This is a genomic window from Advenella mimigardefordensis DPN7 (assembly GCF_000521505.1).
Classification (GTDB): Bacteria; Pseudomonadota; Gammaproteobacteria; order Burkholderiales; family Burkholderiaceae_B; genus Advenella; species Advenella mimigardefordensis.
In genome coordinates this window covers 1675695-1688383 of sequence record NZ_CP003915.1, presented here as the reverse complement: position 1 = coordinate 1688383, position 12689 = coordinate 1675695, and the positions used below count along the sequence as shown (strand labels likewise).

At 55.7% G+C, this 12689-nt stretch carries 11 protein-coding genes; 7 read left to right on the top strand and 4 right to left on the bottom strand.

Annotated features, from left to right (window positions below):
• Positions 1–212 precede the first annotated feature (212 nt).
• Positions 213–1352, top strand: coding sequence for an aromatic ring-hydroxylating oxygenase subunit alpha (locus tag MIM_RS07805; RefSeq protein ID WP_025372202.1), 1140 nt, complete (start codon positions 213–215; stop codon positions 1350–1352).
• A gap of 247 nt (positions 1353–1599) precedes the next feature.
• Here the strand turns inward: MIM_RS07805 and MIM_RS07800 are convergent, their stop codons facing one another.
• Positions 1600–2484 (bottom strand): DMT family transporter, encoded by an 885-nt coding sequence (locus tag MIM_RS07800; protein ID WP_025372201.1) that lies wholly within the window; start codon positions 2482–2484, stop codon positions 1600–1602.
• A 184-nt stretch (positions 2485–2668) separates the two neighbouring features.
• Here MIM_RS07800 and htpX point away from each other — a divergent pair, with 184 nt between their 5' ends.
• On the top strand, positions 2669–3553 hold the full coding sequence (gene htpX, locus MIM_RS07795; protein ID WP_025372200.1) for a protease HtpX: 885 nt from the start codon (positions 2669–2671) through the stop codon (positions 3551–3553).
• A gap of 128 nt (positions 3554–3681) precedes the next feature.
• Here the strand turns inward: htpX and MIM_RS07790 are convergent, their stop codons facing one another.
• Complete coding sequence (locus tag MIM_RS07790) at positions 3682–4320, bottom strand: LysE family translocator (protein ID WP_025372199.1); 639 nt, start codon at positions 4318–4320, stop codon at positions 3682–3684.
• 232 nt (positions 4321–4552) lie between these two features.
• Complete coding sequence (gene polA / locus MIM_RS07785) at positions 4553–7270, bottom strand: DNA polymerase I (RefSeq protein ID WP_025372198.1); 2718 nt, start codon at positions 7268–7270, stop codon at positions 4553–4555.
• On the opposite strand from polA, the gene MIM_RS07780 reads away from it, so the two are divergent.
• Positions 7269–7937 (top strand): LOG family protein, encoded by a 669-nt coding sequence (locus tag MIM_RS07780; protein ID WP_025372197.1) that lies wholly within the window; start codon positions 7269–7271, stop codon positions 7935–7937. The genes polA and MIM_RS07780 overlap by 2 nt on opposite strands.
• Before the next feature lie 114 nt (positions 7938–8051).
• On the opposite strand, the gene MIM_RS07775 is transcribed toward MIM_RS07780, so the two are convergent.
• Positions 8052–8309 (bottom strand): hypothetical protein, encoded by a 258-nt coding sequence (locus MIM_RS07775; RefSeq protein WP_025372196.1) that lies wholly within the window; start codon positions 8307–8309, stop codon positions 8052–8054.
• A 248-nt stretch (positions 8310–8557) separates the two neighbouring features.
• On the opposite strand from MIM_RS07775, the gene MIM_RS07770 reads away from it, so the two are divergent.
• The 4 genes from MIM_RS07770 (at position 8558) to leuS (ending at position 12689) form a co-directional block, all read left to right on the top strand.
• On the top strand, positions 8558–8911 hold the full coding sequence (locus MIM_RS07770) for a hypothetical protein (RefSeq protein WP_025372195.1): 354 nt from the start codon (positions 8558–8560) through the stop codon (positions 8909–8911).
• 4 nt (positions 8912–8915) lie between these two features.
• Entirely contained in the window at positions 8916–9125 is a 210-nt protein-coding gene (locus MIM_RS23165; RefSeq protein ID WP_158318709.1) for a hypothetical protein, read from the top strand.
• 55 nt (positions 9126–9180) lie between these two features.
• Complete coding sequence (locus tag MIM_RS07765; protein ID WP_025372194.1) at positions 9181–9882, top strand: LuxR C-terminal-related transcriptional regulator; 702 nt, start codon at positions 9181–9183, stop codon at positions 9880–9882.
• Between the two features lie 149 nt (positions 9883–10031).
• Positions 10032–12689, top strand: a complete 2658-nt coding sequence (leuS, locus tag MIM_RS07760) for a leucine--tRNA ligase (RefSeq protein WP_025372193.1) — start codon at positions 10032–10034, stop codon at positions 12687–12689.

The following is a 12689-nucleotide window of genomic DNA, read 5'->3' as shown; positions in this document are numbered from 1 at the left end:
TCAGCGGCGGCTTCGGTTGCAGATTTGCCACTTTTACCTCAAAGTCAAGCCGCCCTGCCCCACACCCCCCATGCGGGCAGCACGACCCGACCCTGATAGCCTTGACTAAGGTCTTGATTTTCTTTATAATTACCCTCCTTTTTATTTACCAACCTTTATGCCGGCTCATGACCCTTGGTGAGGCGGCATTTGTTTTCATCGGGGGGCATCTCATGTCTGATATTGCCAAACTGGCACATGTATCTCCGGCGGCGACGCAATTGCCAGTCGACGTCTACTTCAACGACGATATTTTTAAAAAGGAGCAGGCCCGCATCTTCGATGCCTCGGCGCTGTACGTCGGACATGAAAAACTGGTGCCTCAATCCGGAGACTGGCGTACGCTTGCGCATGAGCAAGCCGGTCGCGTACTGGTGCGCAACGGCGATCAAATCAACCTCATGTCCAATGTCTGTCGCCACAGGCAAGCCATCATGCTTGGCGGCCAGGCCGGCGATGTCACCAGCGCCACCAACAATCATGGCAATCTGCGCAGCACTGGCGGCAATATTGTCTGTCCGTTACACCGCTGGACCTACGACAATAAGGGTACGCTGCTTGGCGCACCGCAATTTGACAGCAACCCCTGCAAGAACCTGCAGCAGTTCCCGTTACAGAACTGCAATGGCCTGCTGTTCGAAGGTCCGCGCAATCCGGCTGCCGATATGGCCCCCCTGTTTGCCCGGCCCGAGTTCGATTTTTCCGACTACGTATTTGACCGTGCGATCGTACACGAATGCAATTACAACTGGAAAACATTTATCGAGGTCTATCTCGAAGATTATCATGTCGCCCCGTTCCATCCCGGCCTGGGCAGCTTTGTCACCTGTGACGACCTTACTTGGGACTTTGCCGAAACATTCAGTCTGCAGCGGGTTGGCGTGCATCAGGCGCTGGCCAACCCCGGCTCCCCGGTCTACAAACAGTGGCACGATGAATTGCTCAGGTTCCGGCAGGGCGAAACACCCGACTTCGGGGCCATGTGGGTAACCTATTTCCCTACGCATATGATCGAGCTTTATCCGCATGTGCTGGTTCTGTCCACGCTGTACCCGGTCAGCCCGCAAAAAACAGTCAATCTGGTGGAGTTTTACTATCCTGAGGAAATTGCCATGTTCGAGCGCGACTTCATCGAAGCACAGCAGGCAGCCTATATGGAAACAGCGATCGAAGACGACGAGATTGCCGAACGTATGGACGCCGGTCGCCTGGCGCTGTATAACCGCGGCACATCGGAAGTGGGTCCGTATCAGTCCCCTATGGAAGATGGTATGCAGCATTTCCATGAGTGGTATAACAAACTGATGGCCTGATCAGACACGCCCGTTGCAGACACGCCCGTTGCAAACACGCCCATTACAGACACACCCATTGGCTGCGCGCATCGTCACCAGCAGGCAGGCGCGCTTCCACTGCCGGCGTTCGTGAGTGGCCGGTATCGCAGGCGCCGGAATTGAACGGCACCCAAAAAAAACGACACCTTTAAAGCTGGGGCAACTCATCTTTAAAGGTGTCGTTTTTATGGACGCAAACCTGAGCGACCGAATCAGGCAGTCGCGATCAGGCAGTGGTCTTCACTAGCTGCGATTTCTTATGCCTCTCTGCCAGCACCAGTGTGCGCCATGCCGAAAGCAGCCCGGCCAATATCACCATGCCCATGCCCAGCCATGCCAGGACGTCCGGCGCATTATGCCATACCACAATACCGATACCCGCGGAAAAAATGATGGTTGTATACTGCAGCGCTGCTGACAGCAGCGGCGAGCCTGAACCGAAGGCGCGCGTCAGTGCCAGTTGGCCAAACAGGCCGGACAGACCGACCATAAGCAAGGCAACCCAGGAAACCAGATCAGGCTCGCCAATACCATGGGCCTTGATACCAATTAAACTGGTACCCGTTACGAACACAGAAAAATACAGGACCGTCAGCCAGATGGGCTCGCCAATTGACCCAAGCTGGCGTACCTGCAACATGGCTACGGCGCCGCTGGCTCCTGCCAGCAGACCGAGAGCGCAGGCAAACCATTGATCTTCGGTAATGCTGGGGCGCAGGATCAGCAACACGCCGGCGAAACCGATGCCCACCGCAAGCGTGCGCACGATATCATTGCTGGCCTTGCCCGATAGCAGCAAAAAGCCCGCAATGAACAGGGGCGAGGTGTAATTCAAACTGGTGCTGGTGGCCAGCGGCAGGACGGTATAGCCGTAAAATGCCATCCACATGGCGCCCACGCCAAATACGTTGCGCATCAAGTGCAGGCGAATGCTTTTGGGTTTCAGGGATTTATGAGTCGTCACGGCCCAGACGACAAGCAGTACGACCGATGGCAGGCCGCGGAACAGGATGACCAGTGCCAAGGACGCGGCATGTTCCGATGCCAGTTTGACTGAAGCCCCCATGATGGCAAACATGAGAGAAGCCACTAACATCCACAGTGCCTGCATGTTAAATCCGGAAATTACTTGAAAAGAAAATAATATTCTACTGCGAACAACACTGTAAAAGGACAACATCGCCCTTATATAATTGATCTGGGCTAATTCAGTTATTTTTAAGCTCCGGCTGGCAGACTAACTCGGACCCGAGATTTGTTATCCGGACTGATCCCTTCCTACAAGGACCTGTTGCATGAAACGCATTATTCTTTTTCTTATAACCAACCTCGCCGTTATGGTGGTGCTGGGCTTCACGCTGAACCTGCTGGGTGTGAACCGTTATATGGATGCAAACGGCATCAATATGGGTCAGCTGCTGGCATTTTCTGCTGTAGTCGGCTTCGTTGGCGCCTTTATTTCCCTGCTGATGAGCAAACCGATGGCCAAATGGACCATGGGCCTGAAGATGATCGATCCGGCAGCGCCAGGCAGCCAGAGAGAACTGTGGCTGGTCGATACCGTCCATCAACTGGCTGATCGTGCCGGCATCGGCCACCCTGAAGTCGCCATTTATGAAGGCGAACCCAACGCCTTTGCCACAGGGGCTTTCAAAAACGATTCGCTGGTGGCAGTATCTACCGGCCTGCTCAACAGCATGAATGAAGAAGAAGTCACCGCCGTGCTGGGCCACGAGGTGGCGCATATTGCCAATGGCGACATGGTGACGCTGACCCTGATCCAGGGTGTGGTCAATACGTTTGTCGTGTTCCTTGCCCGCGTGGTCGGGTACTTCATTGACCGTACGGTTTTCCGGAACGAACGGGGCGTAGGACCGGGTTATTACATCACCGTGGTCGTCTGTGAGATCGTGTTCGGCATACTGGCGTCCATTATTGTGGCCTGGTTTTCGCGCCAGCGCGAATATCGCGCCGATGCCGGCTCAGCGCAAATGCTCGGCTCGGCCTCACCCATGATTAATGCGCTGGCCCGGCTGGGCGGCATGCACCCCGGCGAATTGCCCAAGCAGTTCGAATCCGCGGGCATCAGCGGCGGCGCTGGTGTGGCAGCCCTGTTTTCCACGCATCCACCGATTGAACATCGTATCAACGCGCTGCGCGCACGCGTCGCTCATTCCTGAGCAACCGGAGCCAGGCAACATCGGCACGACCAGCCTGCGTTGCGGGCCGGATCGTGCCCATCAATAGGTTCATAGCCAGACAATCCTGCCCCGTCACTCTTCGGCGAGGGCGGGAGATCAATACAAGCTCAACGCTTCGTCAGCCAGATACGCAGGCCCAGTGCAATAAACGCCAGACCAACCACGCGGTCTATCCAGGCTTTAACAGTCTGATTCCGTGACACGGCACCTGCCGCGCTTCCCGCCAGCCAGGCAAACGTGGCATCGCAGACAAATCCAATCACGGCGTAAGCCAATCCAAGCAGCAGAAATGATACTGCCTGATTGTCTCCGCCCACGGTAACAAACTGGGGAAAGAAGGCAATAAAAAAGAGCAGCACTTTCGGATTCGTAATGGTGGTCAGAAAGCCACGCAGCAACAACGAGTGCGTGTTAGCCACCGGCAAGGCAACGTCAGTCTGCGCTGCCTTGCGCCGCTGCAAACTGCCCAGACACATTTTCGCCCCAAGCCAGATCAGATAGACGGCGCCCAGAAACTTGACGATGGTGAACAACACGGGTGATGCAGCCAGCAGTGCAGTCAGGCCTACGGCACTCGCAACGGTATGCGCGCAGCTGCCTATGGCCACCCCGGCAGCTGAAATCACGCCGGCACGTCGGCCATTGCCCAGGCTTTGCCCCACCACATAGGCCAGATCCGGGCCAGGCGTAATCGACAGCGCAAAGGCAGAAGCCGCAAACAGCGGGAAGTGAACAATATCAAACATGGGATGGGTCCTGGAAAACATCCGGGGAACGGATCTCAAAGCATATCATTTCGCATGCAATAGCGCTATGGCATCGCGCGCTCATGCGCAGCGATCAGCGCGATCATCCTGATCGATCCCGCTGACCCCATCTTTACTCTGGTTAACAGTACGTACGCCTCTTTTAACGAGTCTTTTTTAATGAATCTCTTTTAATGAATCTCTTTTAATGCCTCTTTTTTATGAGTCTCTTTTAATGCGCCTCTTCCCAGTTATGGCCGACCCCGGTTTCGGCCACCAGTGGCACTGCCAGGCTGGCTACGTCGCACATCAGCCCCGGCAATGCCTGGGTGACCAGCGCCTGCTCGCTGCCCGGTACATCCAGCACCAGTTCATCGTGCACCTGCATGACCAGGCGCGACGACAGTTTTTCCTTTTCCAGCCAGGCTTGTACGGCGACCATGGCCATTTTGATCAGATCGGCCGAGGTACCCTGCATAGGCGCATTAATGGCGGCCCGCTCGGCACCGGCACGCCGTGGCCCTTTGCCATTGATCTCGGGTAGCCACAGACGACGACCAAAAACCGTTTCCACATAACCTTTGGCAGCGGCTTCCTTTTTGATGCGCGACATATAATCGGCCACTCCCGGATACCGCGCGAAATAGCGATCAATATAGGTTTGCGCGGCATCGCGCGTAATACCCAGATTGGCCGCCAGCCCGAATGCGCTCATACCGTAGATCAGCCCGAAATTGATGGCCTTGGCGGCACGGCGCTGCTCAGCATTGACGGCCTCTGGCGCCACACCAAATACTTCGCCCGCGGTGGCGCGGTGAATATCCTCGCCTTCCTGAAACGATTTCTGCAGATTGGCATCGCCCGACAAATGCGCCATGACCCGCAATTCGATCTGGGAATAATCGGCAGAAACAATCACGCCCCCATCCGAAGGAATAAACGCCATACGGATGCGACGCCCCTCCTCTGTGCGAACCGGGATATTCTGCAAATTGGGATCAGATGAAGCCAGCCTGCCGGTAATGACTGCCGCCTGCGCATAATCAGTATGCACCCGCCCGGTCGACGCATTAATCATTTTCGGCAGCTTATCGGTATAGGTAGACTTGAGTTTGGCCAGACTGCGATAGTCCAGCAGCGTACGTGGCAAGGGATAGTCTGCCGCCAGCCTGGACAACACATCTTCGTCGGTAGACGGCGCGCCCTTGGGCGTCTTGCGCAACACAGGCAGATTCATTTTGCCAAACAGAATTTCACCCAGCTGTTTGGTGGAATTCAGATTGAAGGGCTGTCCGGCCAGCTCATAAGCCTTATTTTCCAGCTCCACAAGTTTGGCGCCGATCTGCGCACTTTGCTGGCGCAGCATGGTTTCATCAATGCGCACCCCATTGCGTTCGATCAATGTGAGGACCCGTGATACCTGCACTTCCAGCCGATAAATGCGCTCCAGCCCTTCCTGCTCCTGAACCAGAGGGGCAAGCGCCTGAAAAAGCTGCAACGTGAAGTCCGCATCTTCGGCGGCATAATGCGTGGCCGTTTCAATATCCACTTCATCAAAGCCGATCTGCTTGGCGCCCTTGCCGCAAATTTCCTCGTAGGTGGTGCCGGTTCGTCCCAGATAGCGCTGCGCCAGTTCCTGCATACCCACGCTGCGATGCGACTCCAGCACATACGCCATGAGCATGGTATCGTCTTTAATACCGGACAGGGTAATACCTTCATTCAGAAACACATGGCTGTCATATTTGGCGTTATGCAGAATCTTGGCCGCGCGCTCGTCCTGCAGCCAGTCGCGCAGCGCCGCCAGGGTGTGGGCCTTGTCCAGTTGCGTGCCGGCTCCGGTTCCGCGATGCCCCAGCGGAATATACCAGGCCGCCCCCGGCTCAATAGCAAGTGAAATACCCACCAGGCTGGCCTGCATGGGGTTCAGGGAAGTGGTTTCCGTATCAATCGCTACCCGTTCCGCCTGTTTGATTGCGGCCAGACACGCATCGAATTTTTCAGCGGTATCTACGGTCTGATAATTGATCTGCGCAGGCGCATCGGGCAGATTCTGCGCCACCCGCGCATCCTGCTCCGGCACCCGCTCTGCGTCCCCCGTCAACTCCCGTAGCCAGGTGCGAAAGCCGTAACGGTCATAAATATTCGTCAGGGTCGCAACATCGGGGGCCCTGGGCAGCAGGTCTTCCACGCTCTGCATGAACTCGGTCAGTTCGCAGTCGCGCCTGACGGTAATGAGATTCCGGGTGAGTTCAAACTGCGCAATTGCGTCACGCAGGTTTTGACCGGCAACACCTTTGATCTGATCTGCATTGGCAACCAGATTATCGATACTGTCATATTCATTGAGCCACTTGACGGCCGTCTTGGGGCCCACCTTGGTTACACCCGGCACATTATCCACGTTATCGCCGATCAGCATCAGGTAGTCCACAATACGTTCGGGCCGGACACCGAACTTGGCCAGCACACCAGCCTCGTCCAGGTTTTCACCGGTCATGGTGTTGACCAGTGAAATATGGGAATTGACCAGTTGCGCCAAATCCTTGTCGCCAGTTGATATAATAGTGTGAATATCGGAGCGGGCAGCCATATCGGCCAGCGTTGCAATCACGTCATCCGCTTCTACACCCGGCGCGGCAATAACGGGCCAGCCCATTGCGCGTATGGCCTCATGAATAGGACCCGTTTGCACAGCAAGATCATCGGGCATGGACGGTCTGTCCCCCTTGTATTCGGGATACAAATCATCCCTGAATGTTTTCCCCTTTGCATCAAAAATACATGCGGCATAATCGGCCTTATAATCATCAATGCATTTTCGCATCATGTTTATCACGCCATACAGGGCGCCAGTGGGCTCTCCACGCGCATTACGCAGATCGGGCATCGCATAGAAGGCGCGGTACAAATAGCTTGATCCGTCAACAAGTAACAAGGTTTTTTTCATGTCAGTAACAAAAGCAACAACGATTCAGGGTCAGATAAACGAGATAACCAGCGAGCTGCTGACAGCGGCCGATCATCTCAAGGATTTGACCGCAGCGGTAAGCATTTTTGGAAGTGCACGGATCCGGTCAGATTCGCCCTACTATACCAAAACCCAGGAGATTAGCGGTCTACTTGCCAGGGCAGGCTTCAATGTCATTTCCGGCGGCGGCCCCGGCATCATGGAGGCCGCCAACAAGGGTTGCCATGAAGCGGGCGGGACCAGTATCGGCCTGAATATCGAACTGCCTCACGAACAGAAAGACAACCGCTACCAGACCGACAGCCTGTATTTCAAATATTTTGTCTCGCGCAAAACCACCTTTTTCATGAACAGCGCGGGCTATATCATCATGCCCGGCGGGTTCGGTACACTGGACGAAATGTTCGAAGCCCTGACCCTGATCCAGACCGGCAAGGCCAGCAAAGCGCCAGTTGTCTTTGTCGGCTCCGAATTCTGGCAAGGGCTGATGGACTGGATCCGCAACCAGCTGGTGGTCAATAAGCTGATCTCGGAACACGATCTGGATCTGTTTATCGTCGAAGACGATCCACACAAGGTGGTTGAACACATTCAGGCCAGACATCAGCAATACGCGCTGGATGCCAGCTGTGTCGGGCTGTGCTGAACAGAAACGCCGAACGTTCATACCAGGCAGCCTGTATTAAACCACGGAGATCATCCCTGAAGCGCTGATACCGCCGCCGCAGTGCGCGGCAACGGTAGCGGCAGCGGCAGCGGTTTATTCAGCCTCCGGTTTCTTTTTGACCGGAGGCCGGCAAATCACCTGCACCACAGGCAGCTCTTCCTGAACGATATTGCGTGACATGACCTGGCCCTTGAGTTCGGCGCAGGATTGCTCCATCTTTTTCATGCATGCTGCCGTATCGGTCTTGCAGGGCAGGATAAAGTGCACATCATTCTGATCATAAATCGCTTTTGATGCACAGCCGGACAGCACAAGCGTCGCAGCAACCGTCATCACGCAATGGCGTATCATCAATTCTCCTTGGTATCATCCGGGTACGGCTGATGCATGCAGCATGCCTCTTCCCGGCGAAATAGTGGGCATTTGCCGCATCATAACCCGGCCATCGCCCACATGATCGGCCAAGGCAGGCGCCTTGCGGCATTTATTACATTGTTTGCAAAAAATTGCACTTGTTTTAATAGCCATTACAACGTTGTATGCTAGATTTTGATCTCTTTTTCGTTTTTCTGCCCAGACGGCATTATCCAAGGCGTGTCATGTCAAACCTGCTTAAACCTACCTTTATCGTCGCCGGCGCCCTGCTGCTGGGCGGTTGCTCTGCCGGTTTTGGCGTCAGAGTACCGCTGGTCAGTGGCTTGTCGCTGGGTGTCGGCAGCGGCGGCATCAGCCTTGGCACCGGTATCGGGCCAGTTGGCGCGGGTGTGGGCGTTGGCCATGGCGGCCGGGTGTCTGCCGGCGCCGGCGTAGGTGTTGGCGTAGGCACCAGCATCGGCTCAGGGGCAAGTGCGGGCGTTGGCACCGGCATTGGCACCAGCACCGTGATTTATGACCCACAAGCGCCGGCCGAGGCCGCACCTCGTGAAAAAGCCGATTTGTACGGTGGAAACTGACGGCATGCCTTCCTGGAAGGCCATGTCGTGGAAGGCCATGTCGTGGAAGGCCTCGTCATGGAAGGCCACGGCCCTGCCGGCAAACCCCGCCCGGGGATGCGTGCACGCACTAAGCCTGCCCGCTCCACCCAGTCCGATTGGTTGTGCATGTGTGTCACCGGCTGGCACACCTGAGCAGACAACTTTATCCGTTCCTGCACAGATCGACCATTGAATTTTCGCCCTTTCCGATACGATCAGGACTCCGTATTTAAAAAAAGAGGGCCGGTATGTCTGCCGTTGACAATAATACATTCACGCTCGCTCAGGACGAAGCATCTCAGTTTGCACTGATTAATCGGGCACTTGCCATGCTGGATTTTGACTGCTTCGATTATATACAGCGACACCCCCTTCCCTTCACCACGCCGCGCTATCACCATCTTGGCACCATTCCCGATGCACTGATCCGGCTGGACGACCGCCATCTGATTCATGACACCATCATTCCCGCCGTGATGCAAAGGCAAACCGGCCTGATCTGGGAACTGAAAGACTTTTACTCCATTCACCCTGAGCTGGCCACCCGCGACCACCGGAACTTTTACGGCCTGTTCGCCCCGGGCACCAACCTGCTGGGCCATACCGGCGCCGTGTTGACACTGATCCGACTGAACCGGCCGATCACGCAACAGGAACTGAACGATCAACCTGCCCGCTATCAATTGCTGATCTATGCCCTGCAACACCTATGCCAGCAGATTCTGTCCGGCCGTCACCGCCAGCAGCTGGCGATCGAACTCACGCCGCGACAAACCGACATTCTTAAGTGGATTGCCGATGGCAAGAGCAATGACGATATTGCCCATATTCTGGGTATTTCATCCCATACGGTCAACTACCACACCAAACAGATTCTGGACAAAACCCATACACAAAACAGGTACAGCGCCGCCATGACCGCGTTCGTCGCCGGCATGATCCCTTCATAGAATTTCATATTCGGCGGTCCTCGCCCACGGTTCGGTCGGCTAAGATCTATAATAACGGGTTAACTCCATTGTTTCCGGACGCCGGACCGTGCCGCCACGCTGGTTGGCAGGCTCACAACAGATTGCGTCCCCTTTTGTGCGAATTTATGATGCAGGATCACTACCATCCCACCGACCTTGAACAATCCGCCCAGCAAAACTGGCAGGAGCGCGACGCCTATCTGGTGACCGAACACGCAAAAGATGCCAATGGCAACGAGAAGCCCAAGTTCTATGCCTGCTCCATGTTGCCGTATCCTAGCGGCAAGCTGCATATGGGACATGTGCGCAACTACACAATCAACGATATGATGGCGCGCCAGTTGCGCATGCGTGGTTTCAACGTGCTCATGCCCATGGGATGGGACGCTTTCGGTATGCCTGCAGAGAATGCCGCCATCAAATCAAAGGTACCACCCGCCAAATGGACCTATGACAACATCGCCTACATGAAAAAACAGATGAAGGCGATGGGGCTGGCCATCGACTGGTCGCGGGAAATGTGTGCCTGCGATCCGCAATACTACAAATGGAACCAGTGGCTGTTCCTCAAAATGCTGGAAAAAGGCATTGCCTACCGTAAAACTCAGGTGGTGAACTGGGACCCGGTGGATCAAACCGTGCTGGCCAATGAACAGGTGATCGACGGGCGCGGCTGGCGCTCCGGCGCACTGGTCGAAAAGCGCGAAATTCCAGGCTACTACTTGCGCATCACCGATTACACAGAAGAATTGCTGGATCAGGTCACGCACAACCTGCCCGGCTGGCCCGAACGGGTCCGCCTGATGCAGGAAAACTGGCTGGGCAAAAGCGAAGGCGTACGCTTTGCATTTACCCACGATATCCGAGATGAACAGAATCAGCCGATCCAGGACGGCCGCATGTTCGTGTTCACCACGAGGCCGGACACCATCATGGGCGTCACATTCTGTGCAGTCGCGCCCGAACACCCACTGGCCACGCATGCCGCTGCCGGCAATCCGGAACTGGCTGCGTTCATCGAAAAGTGCAAACTCGGCGGCACGACCGAAGCCGAAATGGCCACCCGTGAAAAAGAAGGCATGCCAACCGGCCTGCATGTGACTCACCCGCTCACCGGCGACGCCGTTGAAGTATGGGTGGGTAATTATGTACTCATGAGCTACGGTGACGGTGCGGTGATGGGCGTGCCGGCTCATGACGAACGTGATTTTGCCTTTGCGCTCAAATATGATCTGCCTATCAAGCAGGTTGTGCAGGTTGCAGACAAAGCCTTTGATACCACCCAGTGGCAGGACTGGTACGGCGACAAGCAACAAAGTCGCGTCGTGAACTCCGGCAGCTTCGATGGTCTGGATTATCGCCAGGCAGTGGACGCCGTCGCCACCGCCCTCACTGAAAAAGGACTGGGCGAGAAACAAACCACGTGGCGGTTGCGCGACTGGGGTATCTCCCGTCAGCGCTATTGGGGCACGCCCATTCCAATCATCCACTGCGAAAGCTGCGGACCGGTTCCCGTGCCTGAAGCCGACCTGCCGGTTCGCCTGCCCGAGCATCTGATTCCTGATGGCAGCGGCAATCCGCTAGCCAAAGACGAGGCGTTCCTGTCCTGCACCTGCCCCTCTTGCGGCAAACCGGCAAGACGCGAAACCGACACCATGGATACCTTCATTGATTCTTCCTGGTATTTCATGCGCTATACCTCGCCCGGCAACGACAATGCCATGGTAGACCAGCGCAATGACTACTGGATGCCCATGGATCAATACATTGGCGGTATTGAACACGCAGTATTGCACTTGCTATACGCACGGTTCTGGACCAAAGTCATGCGTGATCTGGAACTGCTCAAGTTTGATGAACCGTTCACCAGGCTGCTGTGCCAGGGTATGGTGCTGAACCATATCTATTCGCGCCGCACGCCACAAGGCGCGGTCGAATACTTCTGGCCTGAAGAAGTGGCCAATACCTACGACGACAAAGGTGCGATTACCGGCGCAACCCTCAAGAGCGACGGCTCGGCCATCCAGTATGGTGGCGTAGGCACCATGTCCAAGTCCAAAAACAATGGCGTCGACCCGCAAGCACTGATCGACACCATGGGCGCCGACACCGCCCGGCTGTTTGTCATGTTTGCCAGCCCGCCGGAACAAACGCTGGAATGGTCCGACTCGGGCGTGGACGGCTCGCACCGCTTCCTGCGGCGCGTATGGTCGATCGCCGGTAGCCTGAAAGACCGTATCCTGGCAGCACCAGCGCAGCCAGTCGATTTTTCCAGGGCGAGCAAAGCGGTCAAGGATCTGCGTCTGCAGGCCTATTCGCTGCTGCGCCAGGCCAACTATGACTACGAACGGATTCAGTACAATACGGTAGTGTCGGCCAATATGAAGCTGCTCAATGCCATTGACGATGCCGCCCTGCCTGAAGGCGATCTCGAAAATGCCGCCCTGCGTGAAGTAACCGGCATCCTGATTCGCATGCTGTATCCCATTGTGCCGCACATTACCTGGCACTTGTGGAACGAACTGGGCTATGTGCAGCAATACGGCGACCTGCTTGACGCTCCGTGGCCCGAGGTGGACGAAGCCGCGCTGATTGCAGATGAAATCGAACTCATGCTGCAAATCAATGGCAAACTGCGCGGCTCCATTCAGATACCGAATGGCGCTGATCGAGAACATATCGAAGCGGTCGCCAGGAGCCATCCTTCCCTGGAAAAATTCCTGGAAGGACGTCCGCCAAAACGTGTTATTGTGGTTCCCGGAAAACTTGTCAATATTGTTGGTTAA